General features: G+C 72.7%; 21 protein-coding genes. 13 read left to right on the top strand and 8 right to left on the bottom strand.

Annotation, left to right across the window (positions count from 1 at the left end; translation table 11 throughout):
- Nucleotides 1–16 precede the first annotated feature (16 nt).
- Together AB0J42_RS12680 and AB0J42_RS12675 are read left to right on the top strand one after the other, a co-directional pair.
- Nucleotides 17–1,198, top strand: a complete 1,182-nt coding sequence (locus AB0J42_RS12680) for a cysteine desulfurase-like protein (protein WP_364292391.1) — start codon at nt 17–19, stop codon at nt 1,196–1,198.
- Between the two features lie 10 nt (nt 1,199–1,208).
- Entirely contained in the window at nt 1,209–2,180 is a 972-nt protein-coding gene (locus AB0J42_RS12675) for a tyrosine-type recombinase/integrase (RefSeq protein WP_364292388.1), read from the top strand.
- Nucleotides 2,181–2,293: 113 nt separating this feature from the next.
- On the opposite strand, the gene AB0J42_RS12670 is transcribed toward AB0J42_RS12675, so the two are convergent.
- Nucleotides 2,294–3,886, bottom strand: a complete 1,593-nt coding sequence (locus tag AB0J42_RS12670) for a peptide chain release factor 3 (RefSeq protein WP_364292385.1) — start codon at nt 3,884–3,886, stop codon at nt 2,294–2,296.
- A gap of 67 nt (nt 3,887–3,953) precedes the next feature.
- Nucleotides 3,954–5,189: an MFS transporter gene (locus AB0J42_RS12665; protein ID WP_364292382.1), complete on the bottom strand. Its 1,236-nt coding sequence runs from the start codon at nt 5,187–5,189 to the stop codon at nt 3,954–3,956.
- Between the two features lie 267 nt (nt 5,190–5,456).
- Between AB0J42_RS12665 and AB0J42_RS12660 the strand changes: the two genes are divergently transcribed.
- The 3 genes from AB0J42_RS12660 (at nt 5,457) to AB0J42_RS12650 (ending at nt 9,860) form a co-directional block, all read left to right on the top strand.
- Nucleotides 5,457–6,251, top strand: a complete 795-nt coding sequence (locus AB0J42_RS12660; RefSeq protein WP_364292589.1) for an SDR family oxidoreductase — start codon at nt 5,457–5,459, stop codon at nt 6,249–6,251.
- Nucleotides 6,252–6,365: 114 nt separating this feature from the next.
- Nucleotides 6,366–7,502, top strand: coding sequence for a PQQ-dependent sugar dehydrogenase (locus AB0J42_RS12655; RefSeq protein ID WP_364292379.1), 1,137 nt, complete (start codon nt 6,366–6,368; stop codon nt 7,500–7,502).
- Between the two features lie 9 nt (nt 7,503–7,511).
- On the top strand, nt 7,512–9,860 hold the full coding sequence (locus tag AB0J42_RS12650) for an esterase-like activity of phytase family protein (protein ID WP_364292376.1): 2,349 nt from the start codon (nt 7,512–7,514) through the stop codon (nt 9,858–9,860).
- Nucleotides 9,861–9,863: 3 nt separating this feature from the next.
- On the opposite strand, the gene AB0J42_RS12645 is transcribed toward AB0J42_RS12650, so the two are convergent.
- Complete coding sequence (locus tag AB0J42_RS12645) at nt 9,864–10,781, bottom strand: AraC family transcriptional regulator (RefSeq protein ID WP_364292373.1); 918 nt, start codon at nt 10,779–10,781, stop codon at nt 9,864–9,866.
- 69 nt (nt 10,782–10,850) lie between these two features.
- On the opposite strand from AB0J42_RS12645, the gene AB0J42_RS12640 reads away from it, so the two are divergent.
- The 6 genes from AB0J42_RS12640 to AB0J42_RS12615 all read left to right on the top strand — a co-directional run bounded on the left by AB0J42_RS12640 (nt 10,851) and on the right by AB0J42_RS12615 (nt 15,511).
- Nucleotides 10,851–11,705 carry an NmrA family NAD(P)-binding protein gene (locus tag AB0J42_RS12640; protein ID WP_364292370.1) on the top strand — a complete coding sequence of 285 codons (855 nt, stop codon included), beginning with the start codon at nt 10,851–10,853 and terminating at the stop codon, nt 11,703–11,705.
- Nucleotides 11,702–12,064, top strand: a complete 363-nt coding sequence (locus AB0J42_RS12635) for a nuclear transport factor 2 family protein (RefSeq protein WP_364292368.1) — start codon at nt 11,702–11,704, stop codon at nt 12,062–12,064. The genes AB0J42_RS12640 and AB0J42_RS12635 overlap by 4 nt, the downstream gene beginning before the upstream one ends.
- A 46-nt stretch (nt 12,065–12,110) precedes the next feature.
- Nucleotides 12,111–12,269 carry a hypothetical protein gene (locus AB0J42_RS12630; protein ID WP_364292366.1) on the top strand — a complete coding sequence of 53 codons (159 nt, stop codon included), beginning with the start codon at nt 12,111–12,113 and terminating at the stop codon, nt 12,267–12,269.
- A gap of 12 nt (nt 12,270–12,281) precedes the next feature.
- On the top strand, nt 12,282–12,878 hold the full coding sequence (locus AB0J42_RS12625) for a CoA pyrophosphatase (RefSeq protein WP_364292363.1): 597 nt from the start codon (nt 12,282–12,284) through the stop codon (nt 12,876–12,878).
- 278 nt (nt 12,879–13,156) lie between these two features.
- Nucleotides 13,157–13,849, top strand: coding sequence for a lysophospholipid acyltransferase family protein (locus tag AB0J42_RS12620; protein ID WP_364292360.1), 693 nt, complete (start codon nt 13,157–13,159; stop codon nt 13,847–13,849).
- 48 nt (nt 13,850–13,897) lie between these two features.
- Nucleotides 13,898–15,511 (top strand): penicillin-binding transpeptidase domain-containing protein, encoded by a 1,614-nt coding sequence (locus AB0J42_RS12615; protein ID WP_364292357.1) that lies wholly within the window; start codon nt 13,898–13,900, stop codon nt 15,509–15,511.
- Between the two features lie 214 nt (nt 15,512–15,725).
- Here the strand turns inward: AB0J42_RS12615 and AB0J42_RS12610 are convergent, their stop codons facing one another.
- Nucleotides 15,726–15,992 (bottom strand): DUF3040 domain-containing protein, encoded by a 267-nt coding sequence (locus tag AB0J42_RS12610; RefSeq protein WP_364292354.1) that lies wholly within the window; start codon nt 15,990–15,992, stop codon nt 15,726–15,728.
- Between the two features lie 133 nt (nt 15,993–16,125).
- On the opposite strand from AB0J42_RS12610, the gene AB0J42_RS12605 reads away from it, so the two are divergent.
- Both AB0J42_RS12605 and AB0J42_RS12600 read left to right on the top strand, forming a co-directional pair.
- Entirely contained in the window at nt 16,126–17,148 is a 1,023-nt protein-coding gene (locus AB0J42_RS12605; protein ID WP_364292351.1) for an Rv2578c family radical SAM protein, read from the top strand.
- 975 nt (nt 17,149–18,123) lie between these two features.
- Entirely contained in the window at nt 18,124–19,512 is a 1,389-nt protein-coding gene (locus AB0J42_RS12600) for a glycosyltransferase family 4 protein (protein ID WP_364292348.1), read from the top strand.
- Here the strand turns inward: AB0J42_RS12600 and AB0J42_RS12595 are convergent.
- The 4 genes from AB0J42_RS12595 to AB0J42_RS12580 all read right to left on the bottom strand — a co-directional run bounded on the left by AB0J42_RS12595 (nt 19,472) and on the right by AB0J42_RS12580 (nt 23,084).
- The gene (locus AB0J42_RS12595; protein ID WP_364292345.1) at nt 19,472–20,380 is read right to left on the bottom strand and encodes a trypsin-like peptidase domain-containing protein; all 909 of its coding nucleotides are present in this window, start codon (nt 20,378–20,380) and stop codon (nt 19,472–19,474) included. The genes AB0J42_RS12600 and AB0J42_RS12595 overlap by 41 nt on opposite strands.
- A 66-nt stretch (nt 20,381–20,446) precedes the next feature.
- Complete coding sequence (locus AB0J42_RS12590) at nt 20,447–20,911, bottom strand: hypothetical protein (RefSeq protein ID WP_364292343.1); 465 nt, start codon at nt 20,909–20,911, stop codon at nt 20,447–20,449.
- Nucleotides 20,850–21,509 (bottom strand): sigma-70 family RNA polymerase sigma factor, encoded by a 660-nt coding sequence (locus tag AB0J42_RS12585; protein WP_364292340.1) that lies wholly within the window; start codon nt 21,507–21,509, stop codon nt 20,850–20,852. Before AB0J42_RS12585 ends, AB0J42_RS12590 begins: the two co-directional genes overlap by 62 nt.
- A 336-nt stretch (nt 21,510–21,845) precedes the next feature.
- A complete protein-coding gene (locus tag AB0J42_RS12580) occupies nt 21,846–23,084 on the bottom strand; it encodes a S8/S53 family peptidase (protein ID WP_364292337.1) in 1,239 nt (412 codons plus the stop codon).
- Between the last annotated feature and the right edge of the window lie 185 nt (nt 23,085–23,269).

Raw genomic sequence — 23,269 nt, 5'->3', positions numbered from 1 at the left:
TCCTCGGAGGTTTCTGATGGCATTTCCTCTCGCTTCGGTGCGCGCCGCCTACCCGGCGCTGGCCGACGGGTACGCCTATCTGGACGGCGCCGCGGGCACGCAGGTGCCCCAGGCGGTCATCGACGCCATCGCCGGCGCCTACCGGCAGGGCATCGGCAACGTGGGCGGCGCCTTCCCGGCCAGCCGCCGCTCCGACGAGATCGTGGCGGGCTGCCGGGCGGCCGTCGCCGACCTGGTCGGCGGCCACCCGGACGGGGTCATCCTGGGGCCGAACATGACGACGCTCACCTACCGGCTGGCCCAGGCGCTGGCCAAGCAGTGGGGGCCGGGCGACGAGGTGGTGCTGTCGCGGCTGGACCACGACGCGAACGTGCGGCCCTGGGTGCAGACCGGGGCGACCGTGCGCTGGGCCGAGGTGGACCCGGTGACCGGGGAGCTGCCGGTGGAGCAGTACGCGGACCTGATCGGGCCGCGGACCCGGCTGGTGGCGGTGACGGCGGCGAGCAACGTGCTGGGCACCCGCCCCGACGTGGCCGCCATCTGCGCGCTGGCGCACGAGGCGGGCGCGCTCACGTACGTCGACGGCGTGCACGCGACCCCGCACGGGCCGGTGGACATGAAGGCGCTGGGCGCCGACTTCTACGCCACCAGCGCCTACAAGTGGTCGGGGCCGCACATCGGCGCGGTGGTCGCCGACCCGGCGCTGCTGGAGACGGTACGGCCGGACAAGCTCGCCTCCTCGGCCGACACGGTGCCGGAACGGTTCGAATGGGGCACGGCCGCCTTCGCCGACCTGGCGGGCGTGACGGCGGCCGTGGACCATCTGGCCGCGATGGTGCCCGGCACGGGGACGCGGCGCGAACGGCTGCTGGCCTCGATGGCGGCCGCGGAGGCGCACGAGCTGGAGCTCTTCGGCCACCTGCTGGCGGGCCTGGAGTCGATGCCCAAGGTCACCCTGTACGGCAAGCCCGCGCGGCGCACCGCCACCGCCTACTTCACGGTCGCGGGGAAGACGCCGCGCGAGGTGGCCGAGCGGCTGGCCGCCGCCCGGGTGAACGTGTGGAACGGCCACAACTACGCCTGGGAGCTGACCGCGGCGCTCGGCATCCGCGACACCGGCAGCGCGGTGCGGGCGGGACTGGTGCACTACAACGACCGCTCCGACGTGGACCGGCTGCTGGAGGCCCTGGTCTTCTAAGATCGGGCGCATGAGCCTGCCCGCCGTGCCCGGGGCGGCCGCGCCCGGCGTCGAGCCCGCCCGCGACCCGTACCACGTCTATCTCGACTCGCTGACCAGCGCCGAGTCGCGGCGGACGATGCGCGGCTGCCTCGACCGGCTGGCGCGGCTGCTCACCGGCGACGAGCGGGCGACCGGGGCCGGCCAGCCGTGGCACCTGCTGCGGTACGAGCACACGGTGCGGATCCGCACGATGCTGATCGAGCGGGGCTGGTCGGCCGCGTACGTCAACAAGCACCTGGTGGCGCTGCGGCGGGTGCTGAAGGAGGCGTGGCGGCTCGGCCAGACCGGCGCGGAGGACTACGCGCGGGCCTCCGACCTGGCGCCGGTCAGGCAGAGCAGGCTGCCGGTGGGCCAGCACGTGCCGCCGGAGGTGGTGGGCGCGGCGCTGTCGGCCTGCGACGACTCCCCTGCCGGGAAGCGCGACGCGGCGCTGATCGCGGTGCTCTACTCGACCGGCTGCCGGCGGGCCGAGGTCTGCGGGCTGGCGCTGGACGACTACGACCCGGGCGCGCGGTCGCTGCGGGTGCGCGGCAAGCGCGACAAGGAACGCCTGGTGTACCTCACGCCGGACGCGCTCGGGCTGGTGGAGCGCTGGCTGGCGGTACGGGGGCGCGCGCCGGGCGCGTTGTTCAGCCCGATCAGCAAGGCGGGGCGGCTGCGCTGCCGCGACGGGCGTCCGGTGCCGCTGACCGGGCAGGGCATCGCCGTCATCCTGGAGCGGCGGCTCACCTCGGCAGGGGCCTCCCCCCGTACCGCGCACGACTTCCGCCGCACCTTCATCGGCGAGCTCCTGGACGCGGGCGTGGACCTGGCGACGGCGCAGGCCCTGGTCGGCCACTCGTCCCCGGCCACCACGGCCCGCTACGACCGCCGCCCCGAGAAGACCCGCCGCGACGCGGTCGACCGCCTCCGCCTCCCGCCCCCACGCCCCCTCGCCTGACCCACACGCACCGAGCGCGGAGCGTCCTCTGCTCGGTGGGGATGTGCGGCCACTGGGCGCGGCTCAGCCGTCACCCTTCATCCGGTGCAGCCCGGGGAGGAAGGCGCGTGGGGTCACCGGAGCTCTTCCGTGGTGTCGGCGATCAGCGGTTCCAGGGTGAGGCCGGGCTGGTCGGCCTTGACCGAGCGCATCCGCCAGCGGTCGGTGAACACCGCGAGCAGCGCCCCGTCATGGCTGCGGGTCAGGACCTCGCAGCCGCGCTCGCGGTCGAGTGCGGGCGCGGAGGCGGCGTCGGTGCGGCGGGCCAGCGTGTAGTCCAGCCGGTCGAGGCTGATCTCGGCGCCGAACTCGGCGAGCATGCGGTGCTGCACCACCTCGAACTGCATCGGCCCGACCGCCGCCAGCACCGGCGCCTGGTCGCCGCGCCGGTCGGAGCGGAGCACCTGGATGACGCCCTCGGCGTCGAGCTGATCGATGCCGCGCCGGAACTGCTTGGACTTGCCGGAGTCGCGCACCCGGGCGACCGCGAAATGCTCGGGGGCGAAGCTGGGGATCGTCGGGAACGTCACCGGCGACCGCTCGTACAGGGTGTCACCGGGCCGCAGGGCGGTGGCGTTGACCAGGCCGACCACGTCACCCGGGTAGGCCTCGTCGAGGGTGGTGCGGTCCTGGCCGAACACGCTCTGGGCGTACTTGGTGGCGAACGGCCGCCCGGTGGCGGCGTGGGTGAGCACCATGCCCCGCTCGAACCGGCCGGAGCAGACCCGGACGAACGCGATCCGGTCGCGGTGCGCGCGGTCCATGTTGGCCTGCACCTTGAACACCAGCCCGGAGAACGGGGCGTCCAGCGCCCGGACCGCGCCGTCCTCGTCCGGGCGCGGCGCCGGCGGCGGTGCCAGCTCCGCCAGCGCGTCCAGCAGCCGCGCCACCCCGAAGTTGGGCAGCGCCGCGCCGAACAGCACCGGCGTGGACTCGTGCGCCTCGAACGCCTTCTGGTCGTGGTCGGCGCCGATGGCCGACAGCAGCGCGGCCTCCTCGCTCGCCTGCTGCCACGCGGCGCCCAGCTCGGCCTGGGCCTGCTCCGCGGTGAGCTCGGTCTCCAGCGCCCTGGTGGCGCCGCCGGGAGTGCGCTCGTAGCGGATGGCCCGCCCGGACAGCCGGTCGATCACCCCGCGGAACTCGCCCGGGATGCCGATCGGCCAGGTGATCGGGGTGGGGCGCAGGCCGGTGCGCTCCTCGATCTCGTCCAGCAGCTCCAGCGCGTCGCGGCCGGGGCGGTCCCATTTGTTGACGAAGGTGATGACCGGGATGCGGCGGTGACGGCAGACCTCGAACAGCTTCATCGTCTGCGGTTCCATGCCCTTGGCCGCGTCGATGAGCATGACCGCGCAGTCGACCGCGGCCAGCACCCGGTAGGTGTCCTCGGAGAAATCGGCGTGGCCGGGCGTGTCGACGAGGTTGAACACGTGGCCCCGGTAGTCGAAGCGCAGCGCGGCGGAGGTGATGGAGATGCCGCGGGCCCGCTCGATCGCCATCCAGTCGGAGGTGACGCCGCGCCGACCGGCCTTGCCGTGCACCGCCCCCGCTTGCTGGATCGCCGACGCGTGCAGAGCGAGCGCCTCCGTCATGGTGGACTTGCCCGCGTCGGGGTGGCTGATGACGGCGAACGTCCGCCGCTGCGTGGCCTCGCCGACGACGTCCCTCATCGCGTCGCTCCGATCGTCTCCTCCACGTCCTGCTGGGACTGGCAAACCCTACCCTTACGGAAGAGTACTAAGAAGGAGTGCTGTCTTGCCGGGGCAGCGGGACGACGAGTGCGGCGATCGCGATCGTCGCGGGCACCGCCGCCAGAGCCAGCACGACCGGCGTGTACGAGCCGCTCGCCGCGTATCCGAGGGCGAGCACGATCGGCCCGAACGCGCTGGAGGCGACGGTGACGAAGTGCACGATCCCGCGCAGGGCGCCCAGCCGGCCGGTGCCGAAATGGCGCGGGATGACCGCGACCTCGACCGTACGGATCGCACTGGCCGCCGCGCCGAGCAGCAGCGCGAACACCAGCGCGCGCCAGCCCGGGGCGGCCTGCGGCGTCCACAGCATCGCCGCCGCGAGCATCAGCATGCACGCGGCGATCATCGGCCGGGCGGAGAACCGGTCGCACAGCGGGCCGATCACCAGTGAGGCCGCCAGCCCCGCCACCGTCTGCGGCAGGAAGTTGACCGCCGCCTCGGTCGCGCTCAGGCCCTGCTCGCCCAGCAGGGAGATCTGGTGGAACCCGAGCGCGGTGGCGAGCATCCCGGTCGCCCCGGCCCCCGCCGTGATCACCCAGAACAGCGGGGTGCGCAGCGCCCATCCGACCCCGGCGCGCGAACCGTCCCCCGGCGCTCCGGGCCGGTGCCGGACGGGCGGGCTGCCGCGCAGCCCGAAGACGGCGATCGGCAGCAGCACCACCCAGATCGCCACGCCCTGCGCCGTCCAGGCGGCCCGCCAGCCGAACTCGGCGATCAGATGCTCGGTGAGCACGGGCGTCAGCGAGATGCCCATGCCGCCGACCGCCGTGCTGATCCCGGAGGCGGTGCCCCGGCGGCGGTCGAACCAGAGCGCCACGGCCGTGGTGGCCACCAGGGTCAGCGCCCCCTGCCCGGCCAGCCGTACGGCGACGTACCCGAAAGTCAGGCCGACCAGGTCCGTCACCCACGACAGGCCGACCAGCACCGCGCCGAAACCGGCCGCGATGACGATCGCCAGCCGCCGCACACCCCACCGGTCCAGCGCCCGGCCGACCCACGGGAGGGCGGCCGCGCCCGTGAGGGTGCCGATCAGGTAGGCGGTGCTGATCTGGGTGCGGGTCAGGTGCAGGTCGTTGATCAGGGGGTCGACGAAGACCGACAGGCCGACGGTCTGCCCGGGGGCGGTCAGCGCGACGGCGGCCGTGGCGCTGACCAGGATGCGCCACTGCGAACGGCGGACCGATCCGGGAGGTGCGGAGCGCAGGCGGGCCAGGGCGGGCATGAGGTTGTACAGGGGTTCTCCCAGGGGGTTGAGGACCGAGCGAGCAAGCCGGGGTGCGCGGCTTCCGCCAGACTGGCCCAATCTAACCTTTCGTCATGTCACCGCCCGCGGCGACCGAGCAGGAAGGGGGCGGCTCCCCGGCTCCGCGGGGGGTGACGCGGCCGGCCAAGTCCCGGGTGGGCGGAGACCGAGCAGGGACGGCGCGGGGTGACGTGGCTGGTCAGGTCCGGGGTGGGCGGGGGTGGCGGGTATAGCGTGGGCTGCGTGATCACGCTTGATCTGAGCGGCAGGACCGCGCTGGTGACGGGCTCGACTCAGGGGATCGGGGCGGCCATCGCGCGCCGGCTCGCCGAGGCGGGGGCCCGGGTCGGGGTGAACGGGCGGCGTCCGGAGGCTGTCGAGAGCGCTGTGGGGGCGTTGGCGGCGGAGGCCGGGGGCGGGCGGTTCTTCGGGGTGCCGGGTGATCTGGCTACCGACGAGGGGGCGGCCGCCGTCACCGAGGTCGCGCCCGCGGTGGACATTCTGGTCAACAACCTGGGCATCTTCGGCGCGACCCCGGCTCTGGAGATCACCGACGCGGAGTGGCGGCGGTACTGGGAGGTCAACGTCCTGGCCGGGGTGCGGCTGATCCGCCACTACCTGCCGGGGATGATCGAGCGCGGCTGGGGCCGGGTGCTCAACATCGCCAGCGACTCGGCGATCGTGATCCCCGAGGAGATGATCCATTACGGCACGAGCAAGACCGCGCTGCTGGCGGTCTCGCGCGGGTTCGCCAAGCACGCGGCGGGCAGCGGCGTCACCGTGAACTCGGTCATCGCGGGCCCGACCCGCACGGGCGGGGTCGAGGAGTTCGTCTACCAGCTCGTGGACCGGTCGAAGCCGTGGGAGGAGGCGCAGCGGGAGTTCATGCGCGAGCACCGGCCGCTCTCGCTGCTCCAGCGGCTGATCGAGCCCGAGGAGATCGCGAACCTCGTGGTCTATCTGGCCTCGCCGCTGGCCTCGGCGACGACGGGCGCGGCGGTGCGGGTCGACGGCGGTTACGTCGACTCCATCGTCCCCTGATCCGTCCGGCCACGACTCCTCCAGGAATCATCGATAACGAGAAGCTGTTACCAGTGTTCCATATCACCGGAAACTGTGCGACGCTATCGGCGATAACACTCTCGTGGAGGAGTCATGGACCTGAGAACCAAGATCACGTTAGTCGCCGCCGTACTCGCGCTGGCCGCCTGCTCCCCGGCCCCCGCGGAGACGGCCGCGCCCACCGGCGGCACCGCCCCGGCGCAGGCGACCACGCCCACCGGCGGCGCCGCGGTCGCCCGGCTGGGCGAGCGGACCGAGCTGGTCACCGGGCTGAACGCGCCGTGGGGCCTGGCGTTCCTCCCGGACGGATCCGCGCTGATCTCCGAACGGCTGACGGGACGGATCCGGCACGTCCCGGCCGAGGGCGGGGACGCCCAGGTGGTCGGCGAGGTGCCCGGCGTCGAGACGAGCTCGGAGGGCGGCCTGCTCGGCCTGGCGGTCTCCCCTGATTTCCCGGAAGACCGGACGATCTTCGCGTACGTATCCGGAACCCCGACCAACCGGGTCGTCGCCCTGGAGATCGGCGAGGACTTCAGGTCGCTGCGGCCGGGCCGCGTCCTGATCGACGGCATCCAGACGGCGGACCGCCACCACGGCGGACGCCTCTACATCGACCCGGACGGCCATCTGTGGATCGGCACCGGCGACGCGTTCCTCCCGGAGAACGCCGCCGACGACGAGTCCCTGAACGGCAAGATCCTCCGCATCGGGCTCGACGGATCGATCCCCGACGGCAACCCGTCCGGCACCGCGATCTACTCCTCGGGGCACCGCAACGTCCAGGGCATCACCTCCGGCCCCGACGGCACCATGTACGCCTCCGAGCTCGGCCACCGCACCTGGGACGAGGTCAACGTGCTGCGGCCCGGGCGCGACTACGGGTGGCCCGAGACCGAGGGCGTCGCCGGCGACACCGGCGAGGCGCCGATCTTCACGATCCACCCCGACGACGCCTCCCCGTCCGGTATCGCCTACGCGCACGGCTCGCTCTGGATGGGGGCGCTCGGCGGGCAGCGGCTGTGGCAGCTGCCCGTGGACGGAGCCTCGCCGGCCGGCGAGCCCATCGAGCACTACAGAGGCGAGTACGGTCGCATCCGCACGGTCGAGGTCGCCCCGGACGGGGCGCTGTGGATCGTGACCTCCAACACCGACCGGGCGACCTGGGGCGGCACCGACCCCCGCCCGGGAGACGACCGGATCGTCCGGATCGAGCTCATTCCCGCCGGCTGAGCAGACCACGTGGCGGCACGGCGCCGCGATTCCCGAACTCCTGCGATATCGCAATTACGTATTAATTCGTACATTCTTCGCTATTCACTATTCGTCTGCTCCTCAGCCGGGCCGCGCGATAGCATCTCCACACTTCCGGGCCGGGGAAGGGGCAGCGTGAAGATATCCGTCTGGGTGGCCGGTCAGCGGGAGGCCCAGCGCTCGCTGATCAACGCTCTCATCAACAATACGGATCTGCGGGACGCGAATTTCGCTTTACATCCGGCTTCGCACACCTCCGATACGATGGGGCCGGATTTCGACGTCATCCAGCTCGTCGTCGACAGCGGATTCCAGATCGCCACCCTGGCGTTCGCCTTTCTCTGCTGGCGTCAGGAGCAGCCCCGGCCGGTGCGGCTGGTCGTCGACCTCGACGGCACCAGGAGGACCCTCGCCGACGAGGACCTGCGCGACCTGCCGTCCGCGCTGCGCGCGCTGAGCGGGCAGCCCGACCCGGCCAAGTCCCGCTGCGTCCTCGTCGGCGTCACCGACTACCCCCACCTGGGCGACCTGCCCGCTGTCGGGCAGAACTGCGCGGACCTGGCGAGCACGCTGACGGACCCGCGCATCTGGGGCGTGCCCCGGGACCACTGCCGGCAGGTCCTGAACCCCCGGACCCCGCGCGAGGTGCTGGACGCGGTGACGGCGGCGGCCGAGGCCGCCGAGGACACGCTGGTCGTCTACTTCGCCGGTCACGGGCTGTCCGCCTCCGGCGGCGAGGCCCTGCACCTGTGCCTGCCCGGCGCGGCCCCTCCCGGCACGGCGCCGGGCGAGCCGGCTGGGACGGTGGCCTGGAGCAGCGTGCGCTCGATCGTGCTCGCCAGCCCCGCCGCCCGCCGCGTGGTGATCCTCGACTGCTGCTACAGCGGCCTCGCGCTGGGCGAGCGCGATCCGTCGGCCAGCCTGCTGAAGTCGGTGAAGTCCGAGGGCGTCTACACCCTAACGTCCGCGACCGGCGACGGCCTGGCCCTGGCGCCGCGGACCGAGCCGCACACCGCGTTCACCGGCAGGCTCATCCACGTCCTGCGCTCCCCCGACGAACAGGCGGAGTTCCTGACCTTGGACGAGGTCTACCACCGGGTCCGCGACGCGCTCGGCCCCGGCCTGCCCGAGCCGCAGCGGGCGGGCCCCGCGCACCTCGGCACGCTGCCCTTCTTCCGGACCACCCGGCCCCCGGCCGCGCGGAGCACCGGCGGCGCACCACCCGAGGAGGGCGGGAAGGACGCCAGGTTCTGGCGGCGGCGCCCGTTCCTCGTGGGGAGCGGGCTGCTGCTGTCGGCCACGCTGCTGGCCACCGCGGTGTTCTGGCACGACTCCGGCCCGAAGGGCCCCTGCTCGCCGCACGCGATGCTCCTCGACTACTCCGACGATCTCGACAAGTCCGTGTACGAGGGCGCCGCGATCGGGGGGCTGTCGGCGATCGCCATGACCGGCAGGACGGAGGCCGTCGCCCTGACGGACAACGAGCCGGGCCGTCTCGTCCGCCTCTCACTGGGCGAGGGGGACGACCTCGACGTCGAGATCACCAGGATCACACCTTTGCTCCGCTCCGACGGCACCCCCTTCGGCCAGGACGAGATCGACGGCGAGGGCCTGGTCATCCAGCCGGGCCGGGCGCTGGTCTCCTCGGAGGTCGGGCCGTCGATCCTGGTGTTCGACACCTCGACCGGCAGGCAGACCGGTTCGCTGCCGGTGCCGCCCCCGTTCCGCGAGCGGTCCGGGAACACCGCGGTCAAGAACGAGACGCTCGAGTCGCTGTCCGTCACGCCGAAGGGGGACCACCTCTACACCGGCCTGGAGAACCCGCTGCCGCGCGACGGCGTCTACCAGGGCGGCAACCTCCTCCGCATCCTGCGCTACTCGGCCGCGGCCGGTCAGACCTTCACAGCGGACGCCCAGTACGCCTACAAGTCCGACAACGGCCTGGTCCTCACCGAGATCGTGGCGCTGGACACCGGCAGGCTGCTCACGCTCGAACGCGGCCACGTCAAGGGGGTGGGGAACACCGCCCGCATCTACCAGACGACCCTCACCAAGCACTGGGACCTGTCCTGGAAGGGGTCGCTGCGCAACGAGCCGAAGGAGTCCTTCGCGAAGAAGACTCTCCTCGTCGACCTCGGCGACTGCCCGCCGTCGGGCGCCCGGGCCCCTCAGCCGCAGTACAACCCGCTGCTGGACAACATCGAGGGGATGACCCTCGGCCCCATGCTGCCCGACGGGCACCGGGCCCTCTACCTCGTCTCGGACGACAATCTCTCGGCAGATCAGACGACCCGGGTGTACAAGCTCGACGTCCGCCTGCACGACGACGGGACCTGACCCCTACCGGCGGGAGCGGCGGAACTCGCCCGGGGTCCGGCCGTACCACTGCTTGAACGCGAGGTGGAAGCCGACCGCGGACCCGTAGCCCACGCGCCGGGCGACGGTCTCGCAGGGCAGCGACGTGGCGGCGAGGAGCCGGGCGGCCTCCTGCATGCGGCGGGCCGTCAGGTGCCGCATCGGCGGCTCCCCCACCAGGTGGCGGAAGGCGGCCGCGAACGCCGACCGGGACATCCCCGCCTCCGCCGCCAGCGCCGGGAGCGTCCACGGCTCGGCGAAGCGGGTGTGGATCGCCAGCAGGGCGGGCGCGAGGGCCGGGTGCCGCAGGGCGGGCAGCACCGGTTCGCCGTCCGGCGAGGCCAGCGCGGCACGGAGCGCCAGCACGTACGCCAGTTCGAAGCCGCGCAGCGCCACCAGCGCCCGCCCCGGCCCGGCCAGGTCCCACTCCTCGGCCAGGCGGGCGAGCGTCCCGCCCAGCAGCGGCTCTCCGGCCACCACGGCCGCGGGCAGCACGATCACGGGCGGCAGCGCCCGGTACAGCGGGGCGGCGGCGGAGGCGTCGTAGTGCAGCCCGCCGCAGAGCAGGGTGGTGGCCGGTCCCGGCCCGTCGATGCGGACGGCGCCGGCGGCGCCGGGCTCCCTCGCCGGGAGCAGCCGGGCCAGCGGGATCGTCCCCCGGCCCGGGGCGTCGGCGAGGGTATGGGCGCTGCCGTGCGGGAACACGGCCAGGTCGCCCGCCGCCAGCCGTACGGTCCGGTCCGGCAGCTCGATGAGGCAGGCGCCCTCCTGGACGTAGTGCAGCAGCGCGCAGTCCTCCCGCTCCCCCGCCACGCCCCACGGCGCGCGGGCGGTCCAGCGGCTGTGGAAGACGCCTTGGAGCCGGAGCGGGGCGAGCAGTTCGCTCAGCAGGTCACCTGTCACGGACGATCCCTTAAGAAGGAGAGATTTCCCTTTATCGAACGTATCGGGCCGTCCGGGTTGACTCGCCGCATGCGATTTCTGGTGTTCGGCGCCGCGGGCGCTCAGGGCGGCGCGGTCGCGCGCACGCTGGCGGAGAGCGGGTACGAGGTGCGCGGGTTCGTCCGTACGGGGAAGGCGCCGCGAGGGGTGGAGCCGTTCCGCGGCGACCTGGGCGACGCCGCGCGGGTGAAGGAGGCGTTCGCCGGGGTGACTCATGCGTCGGTGGTGCTGCCGATGGTGTACGAGCCGGAGACGGTGGCGGCGTTCACCCGTCACGTGATCTCGGGGGCGCGGGCGGCGGGGGTGCGGCGGCTGGTGTTCAACACCGGCAACCGGCTGCCGGACCACGAGACCGGGGTGGCGGCGTTCGACACCCGGCGGGCGGCGGTGCGCGCGCTGCGGGCGTCCGGGCTGCCGGTCGTGGTCCTGCGCCCGGCCCTCTACCTGGAGAACCTGCTGGCGCCCGGGGTGATGGCGGACGGCGTCCTGCGTTACCCGCTCCCCGCCGCCCTGCCGGTCGCCTGGCTCACCCACACCGACCTGGCCGCCCTCACGGCCGCAGCACTCACCGGCTTCGCCGACAAGCTGGACAAGAACCGCCCGGCGGCGCCCACCGGGGACGGGCCTGGCTGCGTGGTGGACGCGGGCGGTCCTTCGGCGTTGACCGGGCCGGAGGTGGCCGCGGTGTTCGGGCTGCGGTACGAGGAGCAGGATGTGGATGCGTTCGAGGCGGGGCTGGCGGGCGTGGTGGACGCGGTGACGGCGGGCGAGGTGGCTGCCACGTACCGGTGGATCGCCTCTGCGGCGCCGCCCTCTCTGCTCGGGACGGGCCCGTCGCTCGGGGTCCGGCTGACGACGGTGGCGGCGTGGGCGGGGCACCGATGATCGGGACTGAGATCGTACGGCATCACCGGGTCATCGAGCGGTGGCTGGCGGGGACGGCGGCGCGCGAGGAGTTCGCCCGGTTCGCCGGGGCGCACGGGCCCGGCTTCTCGATGGTGACGCCGGACGGGCGGTCGCTGGGGCGCGAGCGGATGCTGGCCGCGGTGGAGGCGGCGTACGGGAGCGTGCCGGGGCTGGTCATCGAGATCCGCCATGTGCGCGTCGTAGCCGCCTCAGGGCCTCTGGTCGTGGCCGCGTACGAGGAATGGCACGGCGGGCGCGGACGGGCGTCGACCGCGGTGCTGCGGATGGACGGAGAGACGCCCTCCTGGCTCCACCTGCACGAGACGTGGCTGCCCTGAACGGCCCGCCCCAGCAGCAGGCCGCGGGTGCTGGACCTCGGCGGGGGTGGCGGTGTTCTGGCTGCCGGTGGTGTTCGGTGTGGCGGGCATTCTGCTGGGCGTCGCGGTGCACGTCCGGGGCGAGGCGATGGGGAGGTGGGCGGCGGCGGGCGCGGCGGCCGGGATGGCCGTGGGAGCCGTGCTCGGGGCGCTGGTGGGGACATGAGATCCTGGGCGGATGTTGCCTCCCATCGACGAGCTCCGCGACCTGGTGACCGCCCGCCTGCGGGCCTTCGACCGGCGTGAGGTGCCGCCCGCCGAGGGGATCCGCCGGGCCGCCGTGACGATCTGCGTGCTGGAGGACGAGCGGCGCGACCCGTACACGATCGTGATCAAGCGGGCGCCGCGCGGCCGGAACCCGGGGCAGTGGGCGCTGCCCGGCGGGCGGCTGGACGACGGCGAGGGGCCGGTGGAGGCGGCGCTGCGGGAGCTGGAGGAGGAGACGGCGGTCAGCGGGGTGACCGTGGCGGGGCTGCTGGACGACTTCGTGACCGACTCCGGGTTCGTGATCACGCCGGTGGTGGCGTTCGGCGGGGCGCAGCGGCCGGTGCCCGACCCGCGGGAGGTGGCGTCGGTGCACGAGGTGCCGCTGGAGTGGCTGCTGGCTCCGGGGGTGCCGCGCTGGCGGGAGGGGCTGCTGCAGATGCCGCTGGGGCCGTCCATCCTCATCCACGCGCCGACGGGGGCGTTGCTGTGGCAGTTCGCGGAGGTGGCGCTGCGGGGGCGGGAGCAGCGGGTGCACGACGTGGCCCAGCCACACTGGACGAGGACGTGAGCGAGGTTTTTTCGCGGTTCCGCGACCGCAGGCCAGGGCCGTCATCCGGGCACATCGTGACCGAATCTTGGGGCCGGGTGGAATACGTCCGGCCGGATGTCCGTTAGCATCGAGTGGCCGATGTGGTCTGTGTCCCCCGGGCCGCAAATTACCGCCTTCACGGAATACCGTTCGGCTGGAGCCGTGTTGTGCATCTCGCCGAGGAGGCGACCGCCACATCGGCCTTAACGCTTGACCGCGCCCCGTCCACGGACGGGGCGCGGGCGCGTCTAGGGTGAATGGCCGGACCGATCACCTCCTGGGGAGCCGAGTTGCTGTATAACGTGGTCAAGTTCGCCGCGGTGCCGCTCACCCACGCCATGTGCAGGCCGCACCTGTCGGGGGCCGCCCACGTTCCGCGCACCGGCCCGGCGATCCTGGCCGCCAACCACCTCTCGGTGATCGACTCGTTCCTGCTGCCCGCGCTGCTCCCCCGCCATGTCACGTTCGCCGCCAAGACCGAGTACTTCTCCGGCAACCCGGTCTCCGGCTGGTTCATGCGGCTGGGCGGCAGCCTGCCGACCGACCGCGAGAGCGCCCGGGCCGCCCAGGAGATGCTCGACGCCGCCGCGGCGCTGCTGGAGCGCGGCGAGCTGTTCGGCATCCACCCGGAGGGCACCCGATCCCCCGACGGCCGCCTCTACCGCGGCAAGGTCGGCGTCGCCTGGCTGACCCTCAAGACCGGCGCCCCGGTGCTGCCGGTGGCGCTCAGCGGCACCGACAAGGTGATGCCGTTCGGCGCCAAGGTGCCCCGCCCGGCCCAGGTCGGCATCCGGATCGGCGAGCCGATGCGGTTCGAGGGCGACCATCGCAACGCCCGCGACCGGAGGCGGGTGACCGACGAGGTCATGGCCGCCATCCAGCGGCTCTCCGGGCAGGAGTACGTCCCGGAATACGCTTCCGGTCACAAAGCCACCAATGGCACATCGTGAACCGGCTTCGCTAAGCTCGGTCCTCTGTCGACGGTCAGGGGGCTGACAGTGGCGCGTACGCGCACCATCGTGATCGGGTCCGTCGTCACCGTGCTGGCGGTGGGGGCCGCCGCCGGTGGCGCCTACTACGTCCTGCACACCCGCGGCACGCCCGCGGAGACGGCGCAGCGGTTCACCGCCGCATGGGAGGCCGGCGACCAGGCGCGGATGCGCGCCGAACTGGCCGCCCCGGCCGACCTCGGCCTCTACGGGCGGCTCCGCGAGAAGCTCGGCGTCGAGTCCACCGAGGTGACACTCGGCCGGCCGCGCGAGGGCGACGGCCAGGCCACCGTCCCCTACACGGCCACCCACCGGCTGAAGAACCTCGGCGAGTGGACGTACGAAGGAGAGCTCAAGCTCAAGGTCGCCGACCGCCACTGGAAGGTCGACTGGAGCCCCGCCGCGCTGCACCCCAAGGTGACCGCGGCGGCGGAGTTCTCGCTCAAGAAGACCTGGCCCGAGCGGGCCTCGATCGTCGACGCCCACGGCAACCGCATCGACACCGGCCAGGTCGGCGGCTCGGTGCAGCAGCTCGTCGGCTTCCTCGACAAGGCCACCGCCAAGGACGTCAAGCGGCTCGGCCCCGCCTACGAGCCGGGGCAGGCGATCGGGCGCGGCGGGCTGCAGGAGACGTTCGAGAAGCGCCTGGCCGGCACGCCGACGACCGAGATCAAGGCCGGCGACACCACGCTGGAGACGATCGAGGGCGAGGAAGGCGAGTCGCTGACCACCTCCCTCGACCCCCAGGTGCAGGACGCCGCGGTCACCGCGGTCAAGGACCTCGACAAGCCCGCCTCGCTGGTGGCGATCAAGCCCGCCACCGGGGAGATCCTTGGGGTGGTCAACAACCGGGGCGGGTTCAACCGGGCCATCGACGGCCGCTACCCGCCCGGGTCGACGTTCAAGGCGGTCACCGCGGTCGGGCTGCTGGCCGAGGGGCTGAAGCCGGGCGACACCGTGAACTGCCCCAAGTACGCCACCGTGGGCGGGCTGCGCATCCGCAACTCCGAACGGGCCGCCTACGGCCGGGTGTCGTTCCTCGACGCGTTCGCGTACTCCTGCAACACCTCCTTCGCCCCGCTCGCGCAGCAGCGGCTCGGCGCCGACAAGCTGCTGGAGGCCGCCGAGCTGGTCGGCTTCAACACCGCGCTCGACATCGGCCTGCCCGCCACCGAGGCCAGCTTCCCCAAGGCGGAGTCGGACGCCGAGCTGGCGGCCGAGTCGTTCGGCCAGGCCCGCATCACGGCCAGCCCGCTGTCGATGGCGTCCGTGGCCGCCGCGCTCGCCGACGGCACCTGGCGGCCGCCCACGCTGGTGCCCGAGGCGGAGCAGAAGGTCGAGCCGCGCCCGCTGCCCGACGGGGTGACCGAGCACATGCGCAAGCTGATGGCGGCCGTCGTCACCAAGGGCACCGCCAAGGACGCCGGCCTCCCCGCGGGCACCCACGGCAAGACGGGGACGGCCGAGTACGGCACCGGGCCGAAGCTCGACTCCCACGCCTGGTTCATCGGGTTCAAGGACGATGTGGCGTTCGCGGTGGTGGTGGAGGGCGGCGGCGGTGGCGGCTCGGTCGCCGCGCCGGTGGCCGCCGCCTTCCTGCGCGCGCTGCCGTCTTCCCGCTGACGGCTTCTTGGGGCGGTCTTCCCGTTGACGGCTTTCGCGGGCCGTCTTCCCGCTACAGCTTTCTTCTCGCTGACGGCCCGTCTTCTCGCTGAGGGCTGTCGGCAGGCCGTCCTGGCTCGTTTCGTACGCGTCACCGACGGTTTGTTCCGTACGCACGACAAGCCCCGCTTGTGTTCACGGGCGGGGCTGAAAAGTCTCGGGCGGGGTGGTGGGGTCAGGCGGCGGCTAGGGCGAGGGCGGTGGCGGCTCCCTCGCGGAGGACGAGGATCAGGAGCGTGGCGACGAGCGTGGCGATCAGGAACCAGCTGATCACGATGATGGCGGTCGAGCGGCGGGACTCGCGTCCGCTCGCCGATCTCTCCTCGCTGCGGCGCGCGCGCTCGTTGAACGACTCCAGCCGGGCGACGAGGCGCGGATCGTCATCGACGAGGTGCTGCTCGATCTGGGCGAGCATCCGCTCTTCGTCCTGCGACCAGGCCATGGATGCACCTCCGGAACGCAAGCTCTGTGCGGGATTCCTGCCCAACCATGAAGATCGTTAGCCTCCGGCCGACCAGGTAATTGCGATCTCTTGCCGTTTGCGATCACAGTCGAAAATCTGTTCTAATCAAGCCATGCGCTGGGACAACCTGCGCCTGGCCGGCGACGGGCAGGACGATCGGGCCACGCCGCTCTTCGCCCGCGGCGCGGTCGCCCGCACCTTCGACACCCCGGGGTTCCGGGGCATGACGTTCTACGAGATCCAGGCGCGTTCGATCATCAACCGGGTTCCGGCCGCCAGCCGGGTGCCGTTCGAATACACCATCAACCCGTACCGCGGCTGCGGCCACCGGTGCGTCTACTGCTTCGCGCGCAAGACCCACGAATACCTCGACCTCGACGCCGGGGCCGACTTCGACTCAAAGATCGTGGTGAAGGTCAACGCCGCCGAGCTGGCCCGCAAGGAGCTGGCCTCGCCGCGCTGGCGCGGGCAGCACATCGCGATGGGCACCAACGTCGACTGCTACCAGCGCGCCGAGGGCCGCTACGGGCTGATGCGCGGCGTCCTGGCGGCGCTGCGCGACGCCGCCAACCCGTTCTCGATCCTCACCAAGGGCACGCTGATCCTGCGCGACCTCGACCTGCTCACCGAGGCCGCCGACCGCGCCGACGTGAGCGCCGCCGTCTCCGTCGGCTTCGTCGACTCCGAGGTGTGGCGCTCGGTAGAGCCGGGCACCCCCGACCCCCGCCGCCGCCTGGAGGCATGCGCGACGCTCAACGACAACGGCATCGGCTGCAGCGTCCTGATGGCCCCGGTGCTGCCCTACCTCACCGACTCCCCCGCCCAGCTGGAGCGCACGGTCAAGGAGATCGCCGCCGCGGGCGCGACCCACCTGTCCCCCATCGTGCTCCACCTGCGCCCGGGCGCCCGCGAGTGGTGGCTGGCCTGGCTCTCCCGCGAGCACCCCCGCCTCGTCCCGCGCTACCTGGAGCTGTACGGCCGCGGCGCCTACGCCCCCAAGGCCTACCAGGAGCGCATCACGGCCCAGATCCGAGAACTCGCCGCCCGCCACGGCATCGGCCGCGCCTCCCCCGCCCGCGCCCGCCGCGTCCCGCCCCCGCAACCCCCGCAGCCACAGCAACTCACCCTCCTGTGAAGGTGTTTTCAGGCGTCTGGGGGGACGAGCTTTCCGCGTTCTGACTCGTACGAAGGCGACGGCGTATCGGCAGACGGCCCGCTCCGAGTCTGGGAGCCGCACCAAAGTAGCGGTGAGTTGGTTACAGCGCCTGATGCCCTGCGGGCCCGACGGGGCATGAATTCCGGGTTGCTGATCCGTACGAACTAGATCACCCATCAGCTCAGCCTTCTCGACAACCTCTCGGGCCTTCACGGAAACACTCCCGCGCCCAGACTCCCCGCTGCCCGACCCATCGGTATTCCACGACGCCCCGCCTGGCCGCCTCACCACCGAACTTCACCAAGCCGGGACGGCCGGGGTTGCAGGGCCCATCGGACACGACACCCTCTGTTCTGGGCCGCCGGACACCCCACAGAGCAAGACTCCCGCCATCCCCGTCCCTCAGCGACCGACCCACGGACTTCCACGCGCGCTCTCGCCGACTCGCCTGCTGGTGCTAGCGGTGCGCTGACTGATGGGCGGGGCGGGCGTTCCCCCGTTCTGCAGCCGCGCCAAGGTGAGGCGGGTCGGGAGACAGCCCGTAGGCCGCTGGGTCGGGTGGGGTGGGAGCTTTCCGGGTTCTGGACTCGCACCAAAGTGATGGTATGTCGCGTTTTGGTGGTGAAGGGGTATTACGGGGTTAGTGCGCTAAATGAGGTGCGCTGTCCGTACAGGGGGGACACCATGTCCGACATGAAGAAGAAGCCCAATGCCAAGTCCGGCAAGGCGAAGAAGCAGGCGATGAAGGCCAATCGCCAGGAAAAGGAAATGAAGAAGGAAGCCGATAGGCAGCCTGAAGAGATGTAACCGGTTGTAGATCCGGGCAGCCGGGGGCACCGTCCCCGGCTGTCTGCCCATTTCTGTCCTGAAATAGCTGGACATGGCCAGGCAACGTTACCCACCCCCTGGGGCGTCTAAAGATCATAGGAGTGGATAGCGCCACGGGGATGGACGGTGCACACCGCTCGTAAGCGGCAGGGCGTGTGGCGGGGGTCGTTCCCGGGCCGCCTGCTCTGCCTGTCATGGACGTTGTCGATCGGCAGGGGGACGTTTCAGGTGCGGACATTCGCGCGTAAAGGCAGATCAGCGCTGGCTCGGCTGTACCGGGGCCACGACCGGCGCAGGGCGCGCAAGGCACCCCCGCCGTCGACGCGGGACATCAAGATCCTGCTGCTGCACGCCAACGGCATGGGCGGCACCATCCGGACCGTGTTCACCCTGGCCGGTCACCTGGCCGACCGGCACGACGTGGAGATCGTGTCGGTCCTGCGGGAGGCCGAGGAGCCGTTCTTCCCGCTGGACCCGCGGGTGCGGGTGCGCTATCTGGACGACCGGCTCGCCCCGGGCCCCAACCCGATGCGGGCGATGCTGTCGAAGCTGCCGAGCAGGCTCATCCCGCGGGAGGAGACGGCCTACCACCGGTTCAGCTTATGGACGGATCTGCTGCTGGCCCGGTTCGTCCGCTCGCTCGACACCGGCGTGCTCATGGCCACCAGGCCGGGGCTGAACCTGGTGGCCGCCCAGCTCGCGCCGCCCAGCGTGATCACGGTCGGGCAGGAGCACGTGGGGCTCCAGGGCAAGCCGGACCGGCTCCGGGAGCTGATCAAGTGGCGCTACCGCCGCCTGGACGCGCTCGTCACGCTCACCAAGGCGGACCTCGCCGACTACCGGGACGCGCTGCCCAAGGGGCCCGGGAAGCTGCTGCGCATCCCGAACGCGGTCCCGCCCATGAACGGAGGCGTGGCCGACCCCGGCGCCAAGGTGGCGGTCGCGATGGGCCGGATGACGAAGCTGAAGGGGTTCCACCGCCTGATCAGGGCCTGGGAGCAGGTGGCCGCGGCGCACCCCGGCTGGACGCTGCGGATCTTCGGCGCCGGCCCGCAGGAGGAGAGCCTGCGCGAGCAGGTCGCCGAGGCGGGCCTGGAGGGCACGGTCGAGCTGCCCGGCAAGACCGCCGACATCGGCGCCGAGCTGGAGAAGGCCTCCATCCATGTGATGAGCTCGCGCCACGAGGGCTTCTCCCTGACCATCCTGGAGGCGATGGCCAAGGGAGTGGCGATCGTCTCGTTCAACAGCCCGCACGGCCCCAAGGAGATGATCACCGACGGGGTCGACGGGCTGCTGGTCAAGCCGCGCACCGAGGACAACCTGGCGGCGGCGATCATCCAGGTGATCGAGGACGAGCCGCTCCGCCGCAGGCTGGCCGCCGGCGGCCGGGAGACGGCCAGGCGTTACGACATCGCCGCGATCGGCGCCCGCTGGGAGGCGCTGCTGGAGGAGCTGCTGGCGCGGCGCACCCGCGTCACACCTCCGACCCCGACAGCTCAACCGGCTCGGCGATGACGTCGACCAGCGCGCCGTTGCGGTAGACGGTGATCGGCAGCGGCCGCCCGATGGCGTCGGCGAACATCAGCCGCTGCAGGCTCCCCGCGTCGTCCACCGGGCTCCGGCCCGCGCTGAGCACCAGGTCGCCGGCGCGCAGCCCGGCCCGGTCGGCGGGCGAGCCGGCGATCACCTCCACCACCCGCAGCGCCGCGTCCCGGCCGGTGCTCCGCCGCAGCGGCGGGGGCAGCGGCGCCGGCGAGGTGACCAGCCCCAGGAACGCCCGGCGCACCCGGCCGTCGCGGATCAGCGCGGCGACGATGTCCCGCGTGGTGCCGTTGACCGGCACCGCCAGCCCGACGCCGACGCCGGCCACCGCGGTGCTCACGCCGACCACCCGCGCTTGGGAGTCGGCCAGCGCCCCGCCGGAGTTGCCGGGGTTGAGCGCCGCGTCGGTCTGGATCACGTCCTCGATGAGCCGTACGGACGAGCCGCTGCGGGCGGGCAGCGACCGGCCGAGCCCCGAGACCACGCCGGCCGTCACCGAACCGGCGAGCCCGAGCGGGTTGCCGACGGCCACCACGAGCTGACCGACCACCAGCTCGCCGGCCTCGCCGAGCTCGGCGGGCTGGGGGGCGGGCACCTCGGAGCGGAGCACGGCCAGGTCGGAGAGCGGGTCGCGGCCCACCACGGTGAACGGGCCGGAGGTGCCGTCGGCGTAGGCCACGGTGCCGGACCGGGCCGACCCGACCACGTGCGCGTTCGTCAGCAGGAACCCGTCGTGGGTGAACACCACGGCCGAGCCGCTGCCGCGCCCGGCGCGCACCGCGGCGACCTTGGGCAGCAGCGCGGCGGCCACCGAGGAGACGATCTGCGAGTAGGAGTCCACGGGCGCCTCCCCGGCGTTGCGGGCCGTTGATGTGATTACATCATTACCCATCAAGCCGGGCAACGCTCACAAGGAGATCCAGTCGGTCACCACGTTGGTGCCGCTGCTCGGCCGGCACTGCAGCCGGAACGCCTGCGACGGCGGCGGCCGGAACACGAAACACCCCGACTCGTCGATCGCCGACTCCACCACCGCCCCGGTGACCAGGTGGGTGTAGGCGACGCCCGGCCGGGCGGGCACGACCTGCCCCAGCAGCGCCTCCCGGCCGACCTCCAGCTCGATCGTCACCTCGCCGGTGGCGAAGATGAGCGCCCGCAGCGGCACGTGCTCCGGGCCCCGGGTCGGCGACAGCTCTGCGTGCTCAGCCACGGAGTCGTAGGTCAGCGACGCCAGCTCGGCGTCGATGTCGTGCCAGGTGAAGATCGCCTTCCCGGCCACCACGAACTCGGGCGGCACCTCGCGGGCCGCCTCATCGGCCCGTCTGAGCGCGGCGAGCAACCTGTCGTCGTCCGTCCACCACGGCCTGGCCATGCCTCTCGCCTTCTCCCTGCGTCTCCCGTTCGGACCTGATCAGGGCGGCCACCGACGGGGTGCGGCGCAGCTTGGCCAGGCACCGCGCCCGCGTCGGCCCGATCGCTCCGACGGGCATCGACAGCTTCGCGCCGATCTCCGCGTACGAGACGGGCGGCTCGCGCATCAGCATCGCCAGCAACTCCCGGCAGCGCCCCCCGAGCTGCCGTAACCCCGCCATGAGCGCCGCGTTCCGCTCGGCGTCGAGCAGATCCCGGTCGGGCGCGGGCGCGTGCTCGTCCGCCAGCGCCTCCTGGTCGAGCCGCAGGCCGAGGCGCTGCCGCCGCTCGGCGCCGTGGGCGCACCGCAGGCACTCGCGCCGGGTCGCGGTGGCCAGCCAGCCGGGCAGCGCCGCCGGTTCACGCAGCCTCGGCAACTGTTCGACCAGGGACAGCCACACCGTCTGGCCCACGTCGTCGGCGTCGGCCCGGCTCAGCCGGAAGGCCACGCAGATCGACCAGACCAGGGGCGCGTAACGCTCGACGATCTCGTCCCAGGCCGCCTTGTCACCGGCCCTCGCCCTCGTCACCAGGGCGACGACCGATGGATCGTCTCGCATGTCCGTGTGCTCCTCTCCGGGCCCGGCCCACCCCGTCAGGGTGAACGCGTATGCGCGGTGCGTCCAGGTGTGACGCTGCATCGGACGGTGCGAGCAGTAAAGGGGCATGACGTCTCTTCGCTACTCGGTGACGGCGGTCACCCTGACGGAGCGGCCGGACCGCGCTTCTGATACACCGGCCGCCCTCTGTAAGGAATGTCACCCGTATCAAATCGGCGCCGCCGTACTCCTACAGGCGGAAGCACCCGCCCGCCAGGCGAGGGGCGGACACCGGGAGCACCGGCGCGGGCACGGGGGCCCCGCGCCCGGTGGTCCGCGGCGGCGGCGCGGGCGCCGTCAGGGCTGCCCGCACGGGAACAGCGCCCGCCCCACCCCGGGCAGGTCCTGCGCCGAGGCGAGCACGGCCGCCTTGGCGTCCTGCGCCGTCTCTCCCGTGCGCGCCATCCGGTCCGCGATCAGCCCGGCGACCAGCGGCGCCGCGAACGAGGTGCCGTCCCAGCGGGCCATCCCGGCGAAGTTCTGCACGGCGGGCCGCTTCGGCGGCTCCTGGTAGGTGTACTCGCCGGTGGCGTAGGCGTTCACGTGACCTTCGCCGAGCGCGTACACGTCCACCCAGGGGCCGTGGTTGCTGAACCAGGCCCGGTGCGCCTGGTCGGGGCCGAGCGCCCCCACCGACACCGTCCAGTCGTAGGCGGCCGGGTAGAACGGCCGGTCGGTGGCGTCGTTGCCGGCCGCGGCGACCAGCACCACGTCCGGGTGCGCCTGCTGGAACAGCTCGAACCCGAGCGACGACCAGTTGCCGCGGGTGTAGGTGCCGGCCGACAGGTTGACCACGTCGGGCGCGGGCGAACGGTTGACCAGCTCCTCCAGCTTGGCGATCATCACGTCCTCCAGCTCGGCGCCGGAGGCGGTGAAGTGGTCGGCGACGGTCACGCTCGCCGTGGGCGCCTGGCACTTGGCCACCCCCGCCACGAACGTGCCGTGCCCGCGGAAGGCGGGGATGCGCGGCAGCCCGCTGACCGGCGAGGGCGGGCCCAGCGGCTCGGGGTCGCCGCCGACGCCGCTCAGCCAGGGGTACGAGGCCGGGTCGAGCTGCAGCCAGCCGGTGTCGCACACGCCGATGGTCACCTCGCGCACGGTCTCTCCCGCCTCGCAGGGCGGCGGCCACGGCACGGCGGGGTCGCCTGTCGGCACCTCCGGCTCGGTGCCGGGGCACAGCCGGGAGATGTGCAGGACGTGCACGGGTGAGGCGATGGGCGCCTCCCCCCGGCCGGCCGGGCCGCCGAGCCGCGCCTCGATCCTGGCCAGCGCCTCCTGGACGGTCATCGCGCCGCCCGCGACCCGGTCCAGCGACAGCACCGCCAGCTCGCCGCCGCCGCGCCGGTCGAGCCGCTCCAGCCCGTCCGGCAGCGCCGCCGCGATCCGCCCGACGTCGCCGCGGCGCGCCAGCAGGCGGCCCTCCTCGTACAGGTAGTCGACCTCGCCCGCGGGAGTGTAGGCCACCGCCACCTCGGTTCCCCGCCGGGCGAAGGCATCCTTGATGATCCGGAACTGAGCGTCGAACACCGCGTCCATGTATCAGGCCTCTTCCCAGGCGTCGCGTGGTGGCTCTGGCGTTTCCCCCTCCTATATCGGCGCGGAGTTGCGGGTGATACAGGCGAATATCTGCGCCCACATCACCCATGGTCGCGCTCCTCTCACCGTTGCGGGGTGAGTATCCGCGCGCGGTTGCGGGTGATACATACACGGGAGTATCTGCG

The organism is Nonomuraea sp. NPDC049649, assembly GCF_040675175.1.
GTDB lineage: Bacteria > Actinomycetota > Actinomycetes > Streptosporangiales > Streptosporangiaceae > Nonomuraea.
The sequence above is the reverse complement of the archived record's forward strand: the minus strand, read 5'-3'. Positions and strand labels throughout refer to the sequence as shown.

Excerpts from the sequence above, each read along its gene's own strand:
- AB0J42_RS12670 (WP_364292385.1), bottom strand. The coding sequence starts at position 3,886 with ATGAGGGACGTCGTCGGCGAGGCCACGCAGCGGCGGACGTTCGCCGTC.
- AB0J42_RS12580 (WP_364292337.1), bottom strand. The coding sequence starts at position 23,084 with ATGGACGCGGTGTTCGACGCTCAGTTCCGGATCATCAAGGATGCCTTC.
- AB0J42_RS12640 (WP_364292370.1), top strand. The coding sequence starts at position 10,851 with ATGCGATTTCTGGTGTTCGGCGCCGCGGGCGCTCAGGGCGGCGCGGTC.
- AB0J42_RS12635 (WP_364292368.1), top strand. The coding sequence starts at position 11,702 with ATGATCGGGACTGAGATCGTACGGCATCACCGGGTCATCGAGCGGTGG.
- AB0J42_RS12620 (WP_364292360.1), top strand. The coding sequence starts at position 13,157 with ATGGCCGGACCGATCACCTCCTGGGGAGCCGAGTTGCTGTATAACGTG.
- AB0J42_RS12590 (WP_364292343.1), bottom strand. The coding sequence starts at position 20,911 with ATGGCCAGGCCGTGGTGGACGGACGACGACAGGTTGCTCGCCGCGCTC.
- AB0J42_RS12585 (WP_364292340.1), bottom strand. The coding sequence starts at position 21,509 with ATGCGAGACGATCCATCGGTCGTCGCCCTGGTGACGAGGGCGAGGGCC.
- AB0J42_RS12665 (WP_364292382.1), bottom strand. The coding sequence starts at position 5,189 with ATGCCCGCCCTGGCCCGCCTGCGCTCCGCACCTCCCGGATCGGTCCGC.
- AB0J42_RS12675 (WP_364292388.1), top strand. The coding sequence starts at position 1,209 with ATGAGCCTGCCCGCCGTGCCCGGGGCGGCCGCGCCCGGCGTCGAGCCC.
- AB0J42_RS12605 (WP_364292351.1), top strand. The coding sequence starts at position 16,126 with ATGCGCTGGGACAACCTGCGCCTGGCCGGCGACGGGCAGGACGATCGG.
- AB0J42_RS12610 (WP_364292354.1), bottom strand. The coding sequence starts at position 15,992 with ATGGCCTGGTCGCAGGACGAAGAGCGGATGCTCGCCCAGATCGAGCAG.
- AB0J42_RS12680 (WP_364292391.1), top strand. The coding sequence starts at position 17 with ATGGCATTTCCTCTCGCTTCGGTGCGCGCCGCCTACCCGGCGCTGGCC.
- AB0J42_RS12655 (WP_364292379.1), top strand. The coding sequence starts at position 6,366 with ATGGACCTGAGAACCAAGATCACGTTAGTCGCCGCCGTACTCGCGCTG.
- AB0J42_RS12625 (WP_364292363.1), top strand. The coding sequence starts at position 12,282 with ATGTTGCCTCCCATCGACGAGCTCCGCGACCTGGTGACCGCCCGCCTG.